A 20,120-nucleotide genomic window follows, 5' to 3' on the forward strand; every position below is an offset into this window, starting at 1 on the left:
AGACTGGCATCGAAGCGTCTGAAATAAAAGCAAAGTATAGTGCATTCAAAGAAGTCGTTCGTTCGATCGGCGAAGAGAAGAGCTGGGTAACGAATTTGAGAAGGCCAGTGGCTATTCAGCTTATCGCGTCATGCAACTCGTGAAAAACGCAACGACAAGTAAAATTAAAATGCAACCATAGGAGGAATTTTAAAATGGATATTAGTGAAATTATTGCGGGTAATGTAGGAACAGAAGCAGGGATTCATATTGGGAAAAGTGACGCGCCGGTAAAGGTGATTTCATTCGTGAATGTGCGCTGTCCGTTTTGCCGTGAATGGCATGAAAAATCGCGTGATGTGATTGGCCGTTATATTGACGCTGGTCGTATTGAATTAATTGTGAAGCCATTTGATAAAGAAAAAGAGTCACTACAACGAGGAAATGTCTTCCATCATTATTTGGATTATGCAGCTCCAGAGCAAACACTTGAGATTTTGGATGAGATTTATGCACGCCAAGATCTTTGGGGATCGCTGACGCTTGAGGAAGTTGGCAATTTTGCACAAGATGAAATTGGGCTTTCTGAGCAAGATAACAAGGAACAAGCGCAAAAAATTATTGCAGAGGCAAATGCTGCGAATATCCGCTTAGTGCCGACTGTTATTATCGGTGAACATATTTTCGACGAGCATATTTCACCGGAAGAGTTGGAAAAACTGATCTTAGAAGAAGCAGGAAAAGAATAATAAAAATAAGCGGGGACCTCTATATGGATGGGGTCGCCGCTTATTTTTATTCAGTGAAACTTGTTGTTATTGTGATGCCGTCCAAGGGATCTGCGAAACCGCTTACTATATAGTCGGTTTTGCCTTCTTGCCAGCTAATGATATTGCCATCCGCTCTGTTTGGAGCAGCTTCAAGCTTCATTCCGCCAACTTGATGCGGTGCAGGTAGGGTTTCTTGTTCGAGTTTTGCGACGATTTTTTTAGCTAGGTCAATGGAATCTTGTGGATCGGCGCTTGTCGTGTTGCGAACGCCCATGCTCCAACGTCCTTCTGCCCAGTTAAGGAAGGTCGAGCCAGCGCCAGCGTCGGAATAGCCGGTAATGCCTGAGCCAAGATCGACACCATTCATGCCAGTATTGACATTGTCCATATGACCTGTAGCATCAGCGGCTTCTTGCTCTGTCGCGTAATTCTTACCAGAAACAGTGGCGAGTGGCGTTGCTTTAGCTGTATCCCTCAAGTCGGAGCTATTCACAGAAATCGGTGACTTTGTTTCGTAAAAGATAACGTTGTACTCGTCAGGCGAAGACGTTGTCATGGCGCTGAGGTAATACTTGTTCGAGGATAGTGGAATTGATTTTGGAAGCATCACCACTACATCCGAATCAAGCTTGGATTTTACCGTTGCCAAAACATCTTTTTCGCTCAGCGTACTGACTTGAGAGTTGCTGTTTGTGTCCTTTTTCATCGTATCGTCGGTAGTCTTACCGTAGTTATTATTGCTACTACCATAGGAATTCGATGTACCCGAGCTATCTGAGGAGTAAGAACCGCCACAACTAGCCAGCAGTAGCGCACTAAAAACGACAGGAACTATCAGAAATTTAGTTTTCATTACTTTTCACCTCTTTGCTACAGGTTTTCCCGATTTTGACATAAGAAAACCACTTTTCGGATAAGAAAGTGGTTTCGGGGTTAGAAAAATTTCCGTTTCCAAAAGACGAAGCCGAGTAGACCCGCAATGCCAAAGGAAATACAGATGACTAAAATCCAGGCTAGTGGCGCTTGGGAAAGCGGTAAATCCACGTTCATCCCGTAAAAACTGAACACCATCGTTGGAATGGTTAAAATGATCGTAAAGGATGTCAGGAATTTCATGACGATATTCATGTTGTTTGAAATAATCGACGCATAGGCATCCATCATGCCACTCAAAATATTCGAATGAACTTCTGCCATCTCAATACCTTGGCGATTTTCAATGATAACGTCTTCGAGTAAATCTTGGTCCTCTTCATACATCTTCACGATGTGCTGACGCATCATTTTATCCAGCACGAGCTTGTTTGATTTCAGGGCGGTCAGGAAGTAGACCAGACTTTTCTCAATCCCCATCAAATCGTAGAGCTGTTTATTCCGCATGGATTCGTGCAGTTCTTTCTCGATTTCATCGGTTTGGCGACTCATCCGTTTCAAATGACGGAGAAATTGTGTGGAAATCATATATAATATTTGCAAGGCAAAACGTGTTTTCATGTGTGTAAAAAAGCCTTTTATCCGGTTTTTAATAAAAGATTGAATAATCGATGAATCAATCGTGCAAATCGTGATAAAGTAATCTTTCGTCATAACCATCCCAAGTGGAATCGTTTCAAAAGACGCGTAATGAATATCATCCTCATCTACGATCGGAAAGTCACAAATAATGAGGACAGCTTCCGTATCGTCATCCCGCTCAATCCGCGCACTCTCATCTTTATCCAGTGGATCTTCGAGGAACTCTAGTGGGATCCCGTATTGATCGGCAATCTGGTTGATCTCTTCGGATGACGGTGCCACGATGTTGATCCAGCAATTGCGTTCTGGTTTTTCTAATTCTTCTAATTTACCAGCCTGATTCGATTTGAAAATTTGATGCATGGGCTTTTCCTCCTTTTCTAAGGATTCTAGCGGCGCATGGAGTGCTGTTGCAAGCCATGAATAGAATCCCTGATTATTCTCTGATGCGGATCTGGTTCACTCGGCGCGATACTCGTGTTCATGGTGCTCAACTCCTTTTCTCAAATAATCACAACTTCACCATTATACAGAGATTTGGCGTGTTTGTACATGCCATCTACTAAATTTTTTGCATTTCAAAACTCATATTGTAAAGTGGCAACAACAAATCGATCGTTTCTTCTAGCGCTTTTGTAAACTGTGCATCATTTTTCAAGGTATCATCACCTGGTTTGAAAATACGACCAACCATGAATTCTCCTTTTTTTACATCGCGAAAACGTTCCAGCGCTTTGGTTAAATCCGTATTTTGAACGAGGCTTGTCGGTTTTTCGGTGTGGTCAAGAGAAATTGAGAAATCAGCCGGTAGCTTTTCGAGTTGGTCCAAGTTTTCTAGGAAATTATGCACGACGATCGCGCGATTTTCCGTTTCATATATGAAGGCAAGCCAGATAAAGACATACTCATCCCAAATCCCGACTTGAAAATGCGGATGCTTTTTGTAGCCGCGTTTATTACCTGCAACGGCGAGCCAAGTGCTCTCCGGCGGATTTACGGAACGGCGGGCGTGACGGGCGACATGTAAAAACATCTCGTCTCCTGTTTTTGCACTCAAATATGTGGCTAAACCATCACCGATTTCGCGGAATTTTGGTTGGATTTGTGTCTGGATGGCCGCCATTCGTTTTTCGAGACCGGGCGCTTGCATTGCTTTAAAATCTTTTTTTGTAAAAGTCATTATGATTCCTCACTTTCGTAAAAATAGCCGTCACTTCTATTATAACGTAAAAACTAATCTTGGAGGCTGTATTTAGCTTGGATATTATGATAAGCTAGGAAAAATGAGAAACAAGACGAGGAGTGATGCGAAGATGGTACTTGAGAAAATCGATCAACTAGCGCGAGAATGGTTAGAAGAGGCAGGAAATAGAATTTTTATGGCACTTGAGCAGGTAAATATTGAGGTCGAAGCAAAGGCGGATCGCAATGATTTAGTGACTAATATGGATAGAGCAACCGAGCGGTATTTTGCTGAAAAAATTGCGACACATTTTCCAGAACATCGGTTGCTCGGAGAAGAGGGCTATGGCGAAGAAATCACGAGTCTGGAAGGAGTCGTCTGGGTGCTTGATCCGATTGATGGAACCGTGAATTTTGTTGAACAAAAACGGAATTTTGCGATTTCACTGGGCATTTATCAAGAAGGTATCGGAGAGCTTGGGTACATTTATGATGTCGTTGGCGGTGAATTTTACTTTGCGAAGCGCGGAGAAGGCGCTTTTGTGAACGACGAACCCATTCCGATGCTTGCCAAAGAGAACAAATTGGAAAACGCGCTTGTTATCATTAATACAGCTGCGATGCACAAATTCCCGCAGACACTCGCTGCGATAAAAGCGGCACGTGGACTGCGTTTGTATGGCGCAGCAACGCTTGAGTATATGGCTGTTGCAACAGGTCGCGCAGATGCTTATATCAGCGCTAATTTATCGCCTTGGGACATCGGTGCCGGTAAAATTATCGCTGAAGAAGTTGGCGCGATTGTGACGCGCGTAGATGGTTCGGAAATGGTGATCACAGAAAAAGGCGATTCATTTGTCGCGAGTCCTGGCGTGCACGCGGAGCTCCTTCGAGATTACTTCAGGTGAGCTATGACTAACCGCTCATCTGATTCCACGCTCCAATAAAGTTTCATTTTATGGAATAAAAATCGTGCTAACCGCAAGGAAATGTGCTATAATTGGAAAGTTGATTAAAACTAAACGATCCAGAAACGGGGAAAATAAGCCAATTTTCCTCTTTCTTTTGGCTCTGGTAGCTAAGTCGTATTACCATATATGAAGAGCGCTTGACTTTAGTTAGGCCATTTTTGAGTAGCTGAGCGGGATTTTGCGCCAGCTTCCGGAAGGTAATTTAATATTAGGAGGAAAAATTTTGAAATTAAGAGAAGATATTCGTAACGTCGCCATTATTGCCCACGTTGACCATGGTAAAACTACATTGGTGGACCAACTTTTACGTAAGTCAGGAACATTCAACGATCATGAGCAAGTAGCTGAACGTGCGATGGATAGCAATGCCATTGAAAAAGAACGTGGTATTACCATTTTAGCAAAAAATACTGCCATCAACCATAATGGTGTGCATATCAATATTTTAGATACTCCTGGACATGCCGATTTCGGTGGGGAAGTAGAACGTATTATGAAAATGGTTGACGGTGTTGTCTTAGTCGTTGATGCGTATGAAGGTACAATGCCACAAACGCGTTTCGTACTCAAAAAAGCGCTAGAGCAACATTTAACACCACTTGTTGTTGTTAACAAAATTGACCGCCCATCTGCGCGTCCAGCAGAAGTTGTAGATGAAGTTTTAGAATTATTCATCGAACTTGGAGCGGACGAAGATCAATTGGAATTCCCAGTTGTATATGCTGCGGCAGTTAACGGAACAAGCTCATTAAGCGATAAAATAGAAGACCAAGAAGAAACAATGGATCCGATTTTTGATCTGATCATCAATAATGTACCAGCGCCTGTGGATAACAGCGACGAGCCATTACAATTCCAAGTATCTTTACTTGATTATAATGACTATGTTGGTCGTATCGGTATCGGCCGTATCTTCCGTGGAACAATGGAAGTTGGTCAATCCGTTGCCTTAATGAAATTAGACGGTACCGTGAAGAAATTCCGTGTTACTAAAATGTTCGGTTTCTTAGGACTTAAACGCGTGGAGATTACACAAGCAAAAGCCGGTGATCTAGTTGCCGTTTCCGGAATGGAAGATATCTTCGTTGGGGAGACTGTAACGCCGGATGATCATCAAGAAGCGTTGCCAATTTTACGTATTGACGAGCCTACTTTACAAATGACTTTCGTAACGAACAACAGTCCGTTCGCTGGTCGTGAAGGTAAACACGTAACAAGCCGTAAAATCGAAGAACGTTTACTTTCTGAGTTACAAACAGATGTAAGTTTACGTATTGACCCAACTTCTTCACCAGACGCTTGGGTTGTATCTGGCCGTGGTGAGTTGCATCTATCGATTTTGATCGAAAACATGCGTCGTCAAGGTTACGAATTACAAGTATCGAAACCAGAAGTTATCATCCGCGAAATCGATGGCGTGAAATGTGAGCCAATGGAACGCGTACAAATTGATACTCCGGAAGAATATGTTGGTAGCATTATGGAATCTATCGGTTTACGTAAAGGTGAAATGGCTGATATGGTCAATGACGGTTCAGGTCAAGTTCGCTTGATTTTCCTAGTACCATCACGTGGGCTTATCGGTTACACAACCGAATTCCTATCGATGACTCGTGGTTATGGTATCCTAAATCACACATTCGATTCTTACCAACCAATGCAAAAAGGTCGTGTCGGTGGACGTAGCCGTGGTGTTCTCGTATCGATGGAAACTGGTAAATCAACTACTTACGGAACAATGCAAGTAGAAGATCGCGGTACTATCTTTGTGGAACCAGGTACGGATATTTACGAAGGCATGATCGTCGGAGAAAACAACCGTGACGGTGATATCGCTGTAAATATCGTAAAAGCGAAACAAATGACAAATATTCGTTCTGCGAATAAAGACCAAACCAACGTTATCAAAAAACCTCGTACATTAACGCTCGAAGAATCATTAGAGTTTCTAAATGATGACGAGTATTGTGAAGTAACGCCAGAAAGCATTCGTTTACGTAAGAAAATCTTGAACAAAAACGAACGTGAAAAAGCGGCGAAACGCACAAAAGTATCTGATTGATTATAAATACCGAAACCGTCCAGAAATTGGGACGGTTTTTTAATATCTAGAAAGTTCGGAAGATTATTTTTTTTTGTAACATGATTGTAATATGGTGTTTTTTTTGGTATAGTTAAGGTACGGGATAACGTGAAATGAGGAGGGGATTTACATGAGAAGGATAGCAATGCTAGGTGTGGCGAGTATTATGCTTTTAGGTCTCGCAGCTTGCGGTTCAGGTGCGGATTCGGACAATTCGAAATCAGATGAGGCAACACCGAAAACAGAAGAAAAAGCAGCGAAGAAAGAGGAGGCGTCGACAAAACAAGATGTGGGTTCCGATAGCGACGCAAAAGATCAAACCGATGCAAAACAAGATAAAGAAGAAGTGACAACAAAAGAAGATACGCCGACAACCACAGATAAAGAAGCAACGACGTCAGATACACCAGCTGATAATTCAAAAACGGAAAATAAAGTAGCGACAGAACAGAAAAGAACAGCAACCACATTTTCATTAAGTGCAGACGGCTTTAAACAATCCGCAGTGGCGTCAAAAACTGGCGGAACTGTATCGCTTGTTTACTTGAATACAACGCCGCAGACAGCAGATTTCGGTCCGCTGAAAGTAACGGTGAAGCAATACAAGCTCGAGAGCGTGACAGGCGCCAATAAAAAAATGGATCCATATAGCCCGGAATCCTATTTGGCCAATCAAGATGGTTTTGTGGTGACAGCAGATGTCATTGTTGAAAACACGAGCGCCAGCAGTATTAATTACCTGGCTGAGCGAATTCAAATTAACGGTGGGGGTATTTCAAAAGGCGCTAGTTTAGAGAATTTTGTGCCAACAGCCTATCAGCTTTCCGGCAATACAGCGGCACATAATATTTTCCCAGCAAAATCAAAACGTGAAGGCGCGATCACTTACATGTTGAATAAAGATAACTATTATACACTCGTACATTTAACCAAGCTCATTGTTCCTAATCCAAACGATTTTGCAGAGAAACCACTAGCAACAAAAACACCAAAAGCGATTGATTTAGATTTCCGGATTACCGAATAAAAAAGCTAATAAAAACCCGCTAGTTCTAATGATTAGCGGGTTTTTCAATAAAATTCTTTGTTTTTGGTTTATGAAATTCGAATTTGCCGGAATTAATTCGAGCTACCGTTTTCTCGGCAATACGGTCTTCACATTCAGGGCAAAGATACATCCGAATGGGCTTATTCCGGAGTTGCTTCGTTTTGAATTTCTTATCATCTAGTTCATCAATTGTTTCACATAAAATACATTGTGCTTTCATTTTGTTCACCTCGTGGTTTTATTATAGCATGAACATACCGAAAAACAAGCATGGGAAGTTGTCCAGATGATACTCGTGAGTCTGATTTTTGTAACAGCCATTTTTTTATTAATGGTGAGGTCGGTTGGGTAAAAATTTTTCTTGGTATATCAGGTTACAATGACGTCAAGATGTGCTATACTAAAGAGGATAAAATTTGTCTGAATTATGTTTGCATTAAAAAATAGATTAATCAAGCGCATACAAGTGTTTGTTGAATGGGGGTTCTGTGATGACAAATAAACAAATCGATCACAGAGAAGAGGCTATTACTCTTCTTAAAGAAGATGCGAAAAGAATTTTGCAGTTAATTAAAGTGCAGATGGATAACTTAACTTTACCTCAATGTCCAGCTTACGAAGAAGTTTTGGATACTCAAATGTACGGCTTATCACGTGAAATTAATTTTGCAGTGCGATTAGGACTTATTGATAGAGCGGAAGGAAAAAGTCTACTGAGCACGCTTGAGAAAGAGCTCTCGGTGCTGCACGAGTTATCGACGAGTAAATAATAGATAGAACAACCCCTCTTGACGTATCGAGCTTACGCCAAGAGGGGTGTTTGTTTGTTGAGGGGGCTCTTATGCGGCAATCTCAGAATAAATAGCGAACAGATAAGGACTGGCTAAACCAAGGTGCTTTGGCGGTGAGCAATGTTGTCTATTAGAATTTCCAGTGCAATATAACCTATCCAAACGAACTCTTTTCAGCACTTCTCTGAATAATAAAACTTAAACTCCATATCCTTCTGATGATTCCCAAATCCTTTTCCAAATATTGTGGTTCCACCGATGTTTTTAGCATCTTTTTCAACAGCGATACGGAATGTAAGGAGCTCTGCCGTTATATCTAAATCGTCCAAGGCTAATGCGGATAAAATTTCTCCATCAAAATGAGTTCCGTGCTTGGAAATGCGAATGGTTTTGAAGAGGCCGTACTGACTGTTAGCGTCTTCCCACCAGCTTGGTGTATATTTCCCGCGAATGTCAGAAAAATTACCAGGGCAGGTCCATGTTCCGAGTGTATGGCCGTTTAAGTAGAAAGTGATATCAGAAGGCCAAACGTTGTTGGAGTAAGGAAACTCGGAGGCTATTTCGAAATTGATCTCAAGTAACTCCATTTGTTCTCCTTTTTGCAATGGATTAGGAACCTTATATTCCAAATAGCCTTGTGTGAACCAGATGATTTGTGCATCCATTCGTCTGGCATCCATGAAATACTTCGGCTCATCGACATGGCCGATGAAATCTTTGCTAGAAGCGAGCCCGCACGTTGGTGTGACGTTATAATCTGTATAATGCCCCACTGGTAACTCTAAAGACCTCATTTTAAAATTAGGATAAATCGTTGTTGGGAAAGTGATCTCGATTTTATCCACCACGAGCTTGGAAATTTTCTGGATGCCAGATTTTCCAGGTATTTTTTCGGTGCGAATTAATTTGGCATTCTCTAATTGATTGATGTGTCGCGTAATAATGGCGCTACTCATATGTAAAGCGTGTGCGAGTTCTTTAATGTTCATGGAACTTTGTGAAAGTAGATTCAAAATTTGGATTCTTGTCTCGCTAGCGAGCGCTTCATACACATGAAGAGAATCTTTAGAAATATCTAATTGCATGTAAAAAAATCCTCCTTTAGTTAATGGTTTTATAGATGTAAATAGTCAAAATGGTGTGTTCTGAAAAGTTTGCTAAACTTATTAGTTCATCATAACATAAAATAAATACTAAACGAACTAAAAGAGTTGACATTATTTTTTTAGTGAATTATAGTAAAAATATAAAAGAAGTTTAGTTATTAATTTACTTGATGGTTAACTAAATGTCTTCTTTTTTAAAATTATTTTGTAGGCGTTTACATTAAACTGGTCTGAAGGTGTGGCATGTCGGATACATATTCACAAAGCTTCGGCTATTAGGGGAGGAATTTAAAATGAAGAAGGTAGTAGGTCTTGTTTGTATGTTGTTGTTAGTTGCGGGATTGGCAGCATGTGGAGGTTCTAGCGACGCGAAGGATACGGCTAAGAGTAAGGAGATCATTTTCTGGAATCCATTTACTGGTCCGGATGGCGCCAATATGCAGAAAATGGTGGACGCTTACAATAAAACAAATCCAGAGTTTAAAGTGAAGAACATGTCGTTAAAAGAAGGCGATATGTATACGAAAATCCCAACGGTTGTGAATTCGGGCAAGAACATTCCTGATTTAACGATTGTCCATGCAGAACGAATTAAGCAATATGTCGATAATGATATGTTGATGGCCTATGATGATTATTTAGCAGATTTTCCGGATTTTAAGGCGGAGAATTACGTACCAGAGGCTTGGAATATTGGACAGTTAGAAAATAAACGCTATAGTATTCCGCTGGATATCCATTCTTTTATTATGTATTACAACAAAGATTTAGTGGAAAAGTATGCTCCGACAGCGCTCGACGATAATGTCGTGACATTTGATGAAATAAAAGCGGCCGGGAAACTTGCCAAAAAAGATAAAATTGACGCGGTTTCTGTAAGCTGGGTGAAGCCGACTTTCCTATCACTTTACGCGCAAAATGGTGGTAAATTAACGGAAAATGGCGTAGATCCAACACTTGATAATCAGCAAGCGAAAGACACGTTTAACTTATGGAAAGGCATGTATAAAGATGGTATCACCACAAAAGACGGCGAAGATTACTTCCAAAAATTCATTGCTGGAAAAGTGATTTTTGCACCAGAAGGCATTTGGATGCAAAATACAGCAAAAGATGCCAATTTTGACTGGGGGATTACGAATGCGCCGCAATTAAGCGGGGACAAAGAAAACATGGTGAACTGGTCTAGTTCGCATCAATTCACGATGTTTCATAGCAAAGGGCGCTCGAAAGAAAAAACAAAAGGCGTGCTTGCATTTCTAGATTGGGTGCAAGATAACTCCCTTGAGTGGGCGAAATCAGGCCAAAACCCAGCTTCTCTAAAAATCATCGATGATCCTGCTTACAAAAAGATGCCACAATCTTTCTTATTACTTGATCCAACCGAACAAAAATCATTGAAAATTTTCGATTATAAATATAATGGCTATGTATCGGAGCAATTGGATGCGAATGGGAACGATATTATTTTTGGTAAAACACCTGTGAATAAAGGCTTGGCAGATATGCAACAAGCGGTCGAGGATAAGATTTCCAAGGATAAATCCAACAAATAAAGTAAGGATGGCTTGGGGGATGCATGCGCTTCTCCTGAGTCTTTGGATGGAAGGATGGAGTGGTGAAAATGGAAGCAAACGCTAAAACAATAACGTATAAAACACGAAAATGGCGATTTACACCGTGGTTGTTCGCAGGTCCGCATTTGATTATTTTCTTGATCTTTTTTCTCGTTCCAGTAGTATACGGGATTTATATTTCTTTTACGGACTGGGACTTGGTTGGTACGCCTGATTTTGTAGGTTTTGATAATTATCGCGAAATTTTATTCCAAAAAGATTCTACGTTTTATGAGCAGTTACATAATGGGTTGCGGAATACATTTATTTTTGTTGTGTTGACTGTGCCATTTTGTATTATCGTACCGCTATTATTGGCTAGTGCGCTGAACGCGAAGCCGAAGCTAAACAAGGTTTTTCAATCGCTGTTTTATTTGCCGTCATTATTTGCGATTTCAGCGGTTATCATTATTTGGGGATTGATGTTTAATGTGAGTTTTGGGCCGATTAACCAGTTTTTAGGAACGACGGTGAACTGGGTTGGAACACAGCCTTATGCCTGGATAACGCTTGTGATTGTAACGGTTTGGTGGTGTATCGGGGGCAACATGATCATTTATCAGGCCGCGCTAAACGGGATTTCCAAGGATTTTTATGAGGCAGCAGAAATGGATGGAGCTACCTCGATGCAAAAATTTTTCCGGATCACGTTACCGAGTATTCGGGCGCAGTTGCTGTATACAGTCGTGATGACAACCATCGCGCAATTTAACGTTTACGGGCAACCGCTGATGCTAACAAAAGGTGGACCATCGGGCTCGACGTCGGTACTGTTGATGTATATCCAGCAGAATGCATTTGGAACAGGGCAATCGATTGCGGGTATTGCGTCGGCGATGGCTGTTATTCTAGGATTGTGTATCATGATTGTTTCTGCCATCCAATTTTTCTTTTTACGCAACAAAAACTAACGGACGAGGGGAGGAATTTCTGATGAAAAAAGATTCGCGTGTTATTTCAAAATTAATGGCATTTATCTTCTTGCTCGTCATGGCGATCATTTGGGTCGTTCCGCTCGCTTGGGGATTTGTGACATCGTTCAAATCAGAGGTGGAAGTCGCGACGGCGGGCTTTAAATTCTTGCCGGTACAATGGGTGACGACAAACTACACCGAGTTGCTATTTGATAATGCGGCAACACCACTCATGCGCTGGTTTATGAATTCGATGATTATCGCAGTATCGCAGACGGTGCTCGTACTTGTCGTTGTTTCGCTCGCCGCGTTTGCCTATAGTCGCTTGAAATTCCGTGGACGCAATGCGATGTTTGTATTTCTCATGGCGACGATGATGTTTCCGAGTGTTGTGAATTTGATTCCACTTTACAAAATTATCGACACGTTTGGATGGGTGAATAATTATTTAGCGGCGATTGTGCCGGGTGCTGCAGCTGTTTTTAATATCTTTTTAGTGCGACAATTCATGGTGAATATTCCGATTGAATTTGATGAAGCGGCACGCATGGATGGTGCTGGTGACTTCAAAATTTTCTACAAAGTTATTTTGCCACTTTTGCGACCGGTTTTGATGGTGGTGGCGTTGTTTACCTTTACGGCGGCGTGGAACGATTTCCTCTGGCCTTCGATCGTGTTTAATGATATTGAAATGATGCCGATCACGCCAGGATTACAGTTGCTACAAGGGATGTACCAAGCACAACCGGCACATTTAATGGCAGGAGCACTCGTTGCGATTGTTCCGACGTTCATACTATACTTATTCGCGCAAAAGTACTTCTTACAGTCGATGGCTTTGTCATCCGGTGTAAAAGGTTAAGGGGGACTTTCGATGAGCAGACGATTGGAACGGATTTTTATTTATATCGCGGCAGCTTGGCAGTTGTTGGATGGCTTGCTGACGATTTTTGTATATGGGTTATTTATAAAGCGGCAAGGATTAGATGTTGCCGGGCTTTCGGTGGCACAAATGAGAGCGATGAAGGCCTTGTTTGGGAGTATTTTTAATTTTGTGGTGATCTTTGGGGTGTTGTTGATTTTACTCGGCTTGTTGAATATTTATTTGGCGCGTAAACATTGGAAAAATGGAAGCGTGGGCTGGAAACTGCCGGTTTGGTTCCTAGTATGCGGCGTATTTTCTTACTTTATGATGGATATGCCGAACATTTTCTTGTTTATGAGCGCGGGAATTATTGGCATGGCTAAAAATAAAAGCATGAAAGTGCAGCGAAATGAAATGATTGGGGAGGAATTGGGATGACAAAATTACATCCAAGACCGCAGTTCGTACGGGAAAATTGGGAGTCATTAGATGGGAAATGGCGTTTTGCGTTTGATGATGAGGAAGTTGGATTAGTGGACGGTTGGAGCGTGACGTTGCCTGCGCCGGTAGCCATCGAAGTGCCGTTCACATATGAAACGAAGGCGAGCGGTATTCATGATGAGTCGCATCACGCGGTTGTTTGGTATGAAAAAGAGGTGGAGCTCAAGACTGGGAAAAATGTTTTGTTGCATTTTGAAGGTTCGGATTATATAACGACAGTTTGGGTGAATGGCAAAGTAGTTGGTGAGCACCAGGGCGGCTATACAGCGTTTGTATTCGATATCACAGCTTATATTGCCGATGGGGAAAATCGGATAACAGTTCGTGTTCAAGATAGCGTGGATACGGCGCAACCGCGCGGAAAGCAGCGCTGGCTCAAGGATAATTTTGGCTGTTGGTATGTGCAGACGACCGGTATTTGGAAATCAGTATGGCTTGAATATGTATCGCCCATTCATATCGATTATGTGAAAATGACGCCGGATTTCGATGCTCAGAAAATTGAATTAGAAGTAGAGGCAAATGCTTGGCATGCGGATGTTTCTGCACGCGCAACCATCAAGTTTGACGGGGAAGTCATCGAAGAAGTTAGCGCGCTACTTAAAGATGGTGTCGCCCGTTTATCCGCGTCCGTCCTCGCAAAAGGTGATCCATGGAGCATGAAAGTGTGGAATACACAGACGCCGAATCTGTATGATATTACCTTCACACTAGTGCAAGAAAATACGGTTGTGGATCGCGTAGCATCCTATTTTGGAATGCGGAAAATCGCGATCGAAGGCGACAAGATTTTGCTTAATAACGAAGAATTATACCAGCGTCTCATTCTCGATCAAGGTTATTGGGAAGAAAGCGACCTGACCCCACCATCAGTTAGTGCGCTCGAACTCGATATCGAAAAGATCATCGAAATGGGCTACAATGGCGTCCGCAAACATCAAAAAGTGGAGGATAACCGCTTCTTATATTTGTGTGATAAGAAGGGACTGCTTGTTTGGTCGGAAGTAGGCTCCACATACAGTTTTAGCGATAAGGCGGTGGCGAATTTTACGACCGAATGGCTTGAAATCGTGAAGCAAAACTACAACCACCCGTCGATTATCACCTGGGTACCTTTCAATGAATCGTGGGGAATCGCGGATATACATGAAAATGTGAAGCAACAACAATTTACTGAAGGCATTTATTATTTGACGAAAGCGATGGACCCGATGCGCCCGGTGGTGACGAACGACGGTTGGGATCACACGATTTCGGATATTATTACGCTGCATGATTATGAGGAAACTGGAAAAATTTTTGCAAAGCGCTACGCTGATCGTGAAAAGCTGCTATCGAACGCCTTCCAACATAATCAGTTTCGCTATCCGTTTGCAGATGGGTATCGGGATAACGGGCAACCAGTGATTATTTCAGAATTCGGCGGGATTGCTTTCCAATCGGAATCGGGTTGGGGTTACGGTAATCAAGTGCAGGACGAGGCTACTTTCTTAGAACGTTTTGAAAGCATCACAGGAGCGATTCAGGATTTGGACTATGTCTGCGGTTTTTGCTATACACAAGTGAGCGATGTGCAGCAAGAGGTGAATGGACTACTCACGATTGACCGCCAAGCGAAGGTCGATTTAGCTGCAATACGTGATATCAACGAACGACGTAAAAAATAATACATTTCGTATACGTTTTTTAATAAGGCGCTTTTATTATTTCTTTTCATCCAGATTTCCTTTATAATGGAGAGATATAATAAAGTAGGACCTTGTGTTTTGGTGAGGCTCGAAATGATTGGAAGATGTGTATGTTTAAAAAAATGTTGAAATCCTATGACTATCCTCTTTTAGCGGTATACATCATTGTATGTCTGTTCGGGTTGATCATGGTATATAGTTCCAGTGTGTTTGTCGCGATCAATAAAGGATGGGATCCGGCGACGTTCTACAACAGCCAATTAAAAAATTGGATTATTTCGCTTGTCTTACTGATTTTTTTCGCAGTATTTCCGTACAAGATTTTTCAAAATAATAAAATGTTAATGTTGATTATGTTTGGTTCAGCCGGGATGCTTTTACTTGTTTTGGTGTTTGGTGATTCGGCGAACAATGCGCAAAGTTGGTTGGCGTTTGGTCCGATTCGAATCCAGCCTTCTGAATTTATTAAAGTATCGATGATTGTTTACATGGCGGCGATTTACTCTAAAAAACAGCGCTATATTGATGATTTTAACCGTGGAGTTTTGCCGCCAGTTTTATTTTTAGTCGTGGTCTGCTTCTTGATTTTACTGCAACCGGATATTGGGACGGCCGCGATTATCTTCATGACGGGTTGCGGAATTATTATGGCATCTGGTATGCGACTGAAAACGATTTTAAAATTGGTCGGATTAGGATTGCTGATTTTGGCGGTTTTATGTATTGTTGTCTTTTTACTACCAGAAGATATTCGGTCGAAACTGATTACGACGAAACGGATTGGGCGGATTACGAGCTTTCAAAATCCGTTTACTGATCACGGCGCGAGTGGGTATCAGTTGGTGAACTCATTTTACGCGATTGGTTCTGGAGGTTTCTTTGGGCAGGGGCTAGGTGGAAGTGTGCAGAAGCTCGGGTATTTGCCGGAAGCGCACACCGATTTTATTAGCGCGATTATTGCGGAAGAACTTGGTTTTTTCGGGATTTTGATTACTGTTGGTGGAATTTTCTTCATCGTACTACGCTCTATTACTAACGGCATGCGTTCGAACGATACGTTCGGCTCGTTGCTCTGTTACGGGACCGCGACGCTGATTGGAATTCAGGCGTTTATTAATCTAGGTGGGGCGACAGGGATGATTCCGCTGACTGGGGTCACCTTGCCATTTACGAGTTTTGGCGGGTCTTCGTTGATGTCGATGTCGATTTTGGTCGGGATTGTACTCAACGTATCGATGATGAATAAATTTCAAAAGAATTACGGTGCGGATAAAGATTTAGCAAAACCGAAGCCGAAACAACAGGTGCAGAGGCGAACATAGAGGAAACGAGCCGAGGCAAGATGGCTCGTTTTTCTTATTTTTAGAAGGGATATACTACATTTTCTATGGTTTGTCGTCTATTGGATACCCGGTGTATAACATGCTTTAGATCCGCTATTATATGCGATTTATCCAACAAAAAAGAACATTTTTCATAAAAATCAGCGAAAAGAATTTACATTCGGGGCACTTTAATACTATAATTGACTGATATACCGTTTTTCTCCATGACGGTAATGATGTTAGCAGCTATGTAGATAGAAAAATTAGGTAGTGTAGGTTAGGAGGAAAAAAAATGAACAACATTAAAAAGGTATTAGTTGCCAATCGTGGCGAGATCGCGATTCGCGTACTTCGGGCGTGTACGGAACTAAACATTAAGACAGTGGCGATTTATTCGCAAGAGGACACGGCGGCGTTTCACCGTTATAAGGCGGATGAGGCTTACCTCGTAGGGGAAGGGAAAAAACCGATCGACGCGTATCTGGATATCGATAATATTATCGAGATTGCCAAGATCGCCAATGTTGACGCTATTCACCCGGGTTATGGCTTTTTGTCGGAAAATATTGACTTTGCCAAACGCTGTGAAAAAGAAGGCATCATTTTTGTAGGACCTAAATCGAAACACCTAGATATGTTCGGTGACAAAATTAAAGCAAAAGAACAAGCTTTACTCGCCGATATCCCGGTTATTCCAGGGAGTAATGGACCTGTAGCAAACGCGGAAGAAGTAGCTGCATTCGGAGAAAAACATGGTTATCCGTTAATGGTTAAGGCTTCACTCGGCGGTGGTGGACGTGGGATGCGTGTCGTTCAAGGCCCGGCAGACGTGAAGGACGCATTTGAGCGCGCTGGATCAGAAGCTAAAGCGGCTTTTGGTAATGATGAGGTGTACGTTGAGAAATGTGTCGTTAATCCAAAACATATCGAAGTACAAATTCTGGGCGATTCACACGGCAATATCGTGCATTTATTTGAACGTGATTGCTCCGTGCAACGCCGTCACCAGAAAGTTGTGGAAGTAGCGCCATGTAACGCGATTACATCGGATTTGCGCGAACGTATTTGTGATGCTGCTGTGAAATTGATGAAGAACGTGGATTATTTGAACGCTGGAACGGTCGAGTTTTTAGTTGCTGGCGAAGAGTTTTATTTCATCGAAGTAAATCCGCGTGTTCAAGTGGAGCATACCATTACAGAGATGATTACAGGGATTGATATTGTGCAATCGCAGCTGTTTATCGCTGATGGTTCTTCGATGCATGATCAACTCGTGGGAATTCCGCAACAAGAAGATATCCGGATTAATGGTTCGGCGATTCAGTGCCGGATTACGACGGAAGATCCTTTGAACAACTTTATGCCAGATACTGGTCGTATTAATACATACCGCTCAACGGGTGGTTTTGGGGTGCGTCTTGATGCTGGGAATGGTTTCCAAGGTACGGTCGTGACGCCGTTTTACGATTCCTTACTTGTAAAATTATGTACGTGGGGCATGACATTTGAACAAGCGTGTCGCAAAATGATTCGTAACTTGATTGAGTTCCGGATTCGTGGCGTGAAAACGAATATTCCGTTCTTGCTAAACGTGGTACAACATCCTGATTTCATTAGTGGAAACTATAATACATCGTTTATCGATTCGACGCCCGAATTATTTGATTTCCCGAAAGTGCGTGACCGTGGTACGAAGACGCTTCGCTACATCAGTAACGTGACGGTGAATGGCTTCCCAGGCATTAAACACCGCGAGAAGTTGGTCTATGATGATCTGCGTATTCCAAAGATTCCTTTCGACGCAAAAATCGAACCAGGAACAAAACAAATTTTGGACGCAAAAGGTCCTGCGGGAATTGTGGAATGGGTCAAAGCGCAACAAGAGGTATTGCTAACCGATACGACATTGCGTGATGCGCATCAATCGTTACTTGCGACGCGAGTTCGTTCGAAAGACATTTTCCAAATCGCTGATCCGATGGCGCATTTATTGCCGAACATGTTCTCGTTTGAAATGTGGGGCGGTGCAACGTTTGATACGGCTTACCGGTTCTTGAATGAAGATCCGTGGGTGCGTCTGGAAACGTTGCGTAAACAAATTCCGAACGTGATGTTCCAAATGTTGTTACGCGGCGCGAATGCTGTTGGCTACAAGAACTATCCGGATAATGTGATTCGCGAGTTCGTGAAGCAATCTGCACAAAGCGGTGTCGATGTGTTCCGTATTTTCGATAGCTTGAACTGGTTGAAAGGCATGGAAGTGTCGATTGAAGCCGTTCGTGATGCTGGTAAAGTCGTGGAAGCAGCAATTTGTTACACGGGCGATATCGAGGATGCAACACGTACGAAATATAATGTAGATTACTATAAAGATATGGCGAAAGAGCTTGTCGCGCAAGGTACGGATATCTTGGCGATTAAAGATATGGCCGGACTTTTAAAACCGCAAGCGGCGTACCGTCTTGTGAGCGAACTAAAAGACACTGTCGATGTGCCGATTCACTTGCACACGCATGACACGAGTGGTAACGGGATTTATACGTATGCCGCGGCGGTTAGTGCGGGCGTGGATATCGTCGATGTATCTTCCAGCGCGATGAGTGGCGCGACGTCTCAACCGAGCATGACAGGCCTTTACTACGGTCTTGAAAACGGGAAACGTCAAGCGATTCTTAATGCGCATGATTCGCAAATCATCAATCATTATTGGGAAGATGTTCGTAAATACTACAAAGATTTTGATAATGCGCTGAATTCCCCACAAACGGAGGTTTACACGCACGAAATGCCGGGTGGTCAATATACGAACTTACAACAGCAAGCCAAGGCAGTGGCTTAGGTGATCGTTGGGATGAAGTGAAAGGAACTTACGCGGTCGTGAACGAAATGTTTGGCGATATCGTGAAAGTAACCCCATCCTCGAAAGTGGTTGGTGACATGGCGCTCTTCATGGTGCAAAATGACCTTTCGGAGCAAGATGTGTATGATAAAGGAGAGACGCTCGACTTCCCAGATTCGATCATTGAATTCTTTATGGGCGAGATTGGTCAACCGTATGGTGGATTCCCAGAGAAGCTACAAAAAATCGTCTTGAAAGGTCGTACGCCTTTGACAGAGCGTCCCGGAGCTTTGATGGAGCCAGTTGATTTTGAAGCAGTTCGCGCCGAGCTTGCTGAGAAAATGACGACGGGAGAGCCGACAGATCACGATGTTATGTCTTATATTCTGTATCCGAAAGTGTTCCTTGACTACTTGACGATGATTGAGAAATATGGTGACGTGACGGTACTTGATACGCCGACTTTCTTTAAAGGCATGCGCTTAGGCGAGACGGTTGAAGTAGAGCTTGAAAAAGGTAAAACGCTAATCATCAAGTTAAACTCGATCGGTGAGCCAATTGCAGACGGCACGCGTGTTATTTACTTCGAATTGAATGGTCAGCCACGCGAAATCTCCGTGCAAGACTTTAACGTTCAATCGACTGTTGTGACGCGTCGCAAGATTGATACAACAAATCCAGAACATGTAGGTGCAACAATGACCGGTTCGGTAATCAAGATTGTTGCTGAAAAAGGCCAAGAAGTGAAAAAAGGCGATCCACTCCTAATTACAGAAGCAATGAAGATGGAGACAACGATCCAAGCCCCATTCGACGGCAAAGTCAATGCGATTTTTGTCACAGATGGCGATGTGATCGAGTCAGCGGACCTTCTTATGGAAGTTGGGCGTGTCTAACACATAGAACGGAGGAAGAGTCGGGATATCC

The 20,120-nt window shown here is 42.5% G+C and carries 16 protein-coding genes and 2 pseudogenes; 13 read left to right on the forward strand and 5 right to left on the reverse strand.

Annotated elements, in window-relative coordinates:
- A pseudogene (locus PGRAN_RS16620) lies at positions 1–181 on the forward strand (UPF0223 family protein); the annotation flags it as partial.
- Between the two features lie 13 nt (positions 182–194).
- Entirely contained in the window at positions 195–728 is a 534-nt protein-coding gene (locus tag PGRAN_RS11155; protein ID WP_036067174.1) for a DsbA family protein, read from the forward strand.
- 46 nt (positions 729–774) lie between these two features.
- Here the strand turns inward: PGRAN_RS11155 and PGRAN_RS15785 are convergent, their stop codons facing one another.
- The 3 genes from PGRAN_RS15785 to PGRAN_RS11170 all read right to left on the reverse strand — a co-directional run bounded on the left by PGRAN_RS15785 (position 775) and on the right by PGRAN_RS11170 (position 3,444).
- Positions 775–1,602 carry a hypothetical protein gene (locus tag PGRAN_RS15785; protein ID WP_051998602.1) on the reverse strand — a complete coding sequence of 276 codons (828 nt, stop codon included), beginning with the start codon at positions 1,600–1,602 and terminating at the stop codon, positions 775–777.
- 80 nt (positions 1,603–1,682) lie between these two features.
- Positions 1,683–2,627, reverse strand: coding sequence for a magnesium transporter CorA family protein (locus tag PGRAN_RS11165; protein ID WP_036067176.1), 945 nt, complete (start codon positions 2,625–2,627; stop codon positions 1,683–1,685).
- Positions 2,628–2,826: 199 nt separating this feature from the next.
- On the reverse strand, positions 2,827–3,444 hold the full coding sequence (locus tag PGRAN_RS11170) for a YktB family protein (RefSeq protein ID WP_036067177.1): 618 nt from the start codon (positions 3,442–3,444) through the stop codon (positions 2,827–2,829).
- A gap of 133 nt (positions 3,445–3,577) precedes the next feature.
- On the opposite strand from PGRAN_RS11170, the gene PGRAN_RS11175 reads away from it, so the two are divergent.
- The 3 genes from PGRAN_RS11175 to PGRAN_RS11185 all read left to right on the forward strand — a co-directional run bounded on the left by PGRAN_RS11175 (position 3,578) and on the right by PGRAN_RS11185 (position 7,527).
- Positions 3,578–4,354, forward strand: coding sequence for an inositol monophosphatase family protein (locus PGRAN_RS11175; RefSeq protein WP_036067178.1), 777 nt, complete (start codon positions 3,578–3,580; stop codon positions 4,352–4,354).
- Positions 4,355–4,640: 286 nt separating this feature from the next.
- The gene (gene typA, locus PGRAN_RS11180) at positions 4,641–6,479 is read left to right on the forward strand and encodes a translational GTPase TypA (protein ID WP_036067179.1); all 1,839 of its coding nucleotides are present in this window, start codon (positions 4,641–4,643) and stop codon (positions 6,477–6,479) included.
- A gap of 151 nt (positions 6,480–6,630) precedes the next feature.
- Entirely contained in the window at positions 6,631–7,527 is an 897-nt protein-coding gene (locus PGRAN_RS11185; protein ID WP_051998603.1) for a DUF5068 domain-containing protein, read from the forward strand.
- 25 nt (positions 7,528–7,552) lie between these two features.
- On the opposite strand, the gene PGRAN_RS11190 is transcribed toward PGRAN_RS11185, so the two are convergent.
- Positions 7,553–7,768, reverse strand: coding sequence for a YlaI family protein (locus tag PGRAN_RS11190; protein WP_036067180.1), 216 nt, complete (start codon positions 7,766–7,768; stop codon positions 7,553–7,555).
- Positions 7,769–8,039: 271 nt separating this feature from the next.
- Between PGRAN_RS11190 and PGRAN_RS11195 the strand changes: the two genes are divergently transcribed.
- Positions 8,040–8,318 (forward strand): Fpa/YlaN family protein, encoded by a 279-nt coding sequence (locus tag PGRAN_RS11195; protein WP_036067182.1) that lies wholly within the window; start codon positions 8,040–8,042, stop codon positions 8,316–8,318.
- Positions 8,319–8,512: 194 nt separating this feature from the next.
- On the opposite strand, the gene PGRAN_RS11200 is transcribed toward PGRAN_RS11195, so the two are convergent.
- On the reverse strand, positions 8,513–9,424 hold the full coding sequence (locus tag PGRAN_RS11200) for an ArsR/SmtB family transcription factor (RefSeq protein ID WP_036067183.1): 912 nt from the start codon (positions 9,422–9,424) through the stop codon (positions 8,513–8,515).
- Positions 9,425–9,738: 314 nt separating this feature from the next.
- On the opposite strand from PGRAN_RS11200, the gene PGRAN_RS11205 reads away from it, so the two are divergent.
- The 7 genes and pseudogenes from PGRAN_RS11205 to pyc all read left to right on the forward strand — a co-directional run bounded on the left by PGRAN_RS11205 (position 9,739) and on the right by pyc (position 20,089).
- A complete protein-coding gene (locus PGRAN_RS11205; RefSeq protein ID WP_036067185.1) occupies positions 9,739–11,001 on the forward strand; it encodes an extracellular solute-binding protein in 1,263 nt (420 codons plus the stop codon).
- 68 nt (positions 11,002–11,069) lie between these two features.
- Positions 11,070–11,972: a carbohydrate ABC transporter permease gene (locus tag PGRAN_RS11210; RefSeq protein WP_036067186.1), complete on the forward strand. Its 903-nt coding sequence runs from the start codon at positions 11,070–11,072 to the stop codon at positions 11,970–11,972.
- Positions 11,973–11,994: 22 nt separating this feature from the next.
- Positions 11,995–12,837 (forward strand): carbohydrate ABC transporter permease, encoded by an 843-nt coding sequence (locus tag PGRAN_RS11215; protein WP_036067189.1) that lies wholly within the window; start codon positions 11,995–11,997, stop codon positions 12,835–12,837.
- Between the two features lie 12 nt (positions 12,838–12,849).
- Positions 12,850–13,278 carry a hypothetical protein gene (locus PGRAN_RS11220; protein ID WP_036067190.1) on the forward strand — a complete coding sequence of 143 codons (429 nt, stop codon included), beginning with the start codon at positions 12,850–12,852 and terminating at the stop codon, positions 13,276–13,278.
- Positions 13,275–15,008, forward strand: coding sequence for a glycoside hydrolase family 2 protein (locus PGRAN_RS11225; protein ID WP_036067192.1), 1,734 nt, complete (start codon positions 13,275–13,277; stop codon positions 15,006–15,008). The genes PGRAN_RS11220 and PGRAN_RS11225 overlap by 4 nt, the downstream gene beginning before the upstream one ends.
- A 131-nt stretch (positions 15,009–15,139) precedes the next feature.
- Positions 15,140–16,351, forward strand: coding sequence for an FtsW/RodA/SpoVE family cell cycle protein (locus PGRAN_RS11230; RefSeq protein ID WP_149024049.1), 1,212 nt, complete (start codon positions 15,140–15,142; stop codon positions 16,349–16,351).
- Between the two features lie 295 nt (positions 16,352–16,646).
- Positions 16,647–20,089, forward strand: a pseudogene (pyc, locus tag PGRAN_RS11235) (pyruvate carboxylase).
- The last annotated feature ends 31 nt before the right edge of the window (positions 20,090–20,120 follow it).

It is taken from the genome of Listeria grandensis FSL F6-0971 (assembly GCF_000525835.1).
Classification (GTDB): domain Bacteria; phylum Bacillota; class Bacilli; order Lactobacillales; family Listeriaceae; genus Listeria_A; species Listeria_A grandensis.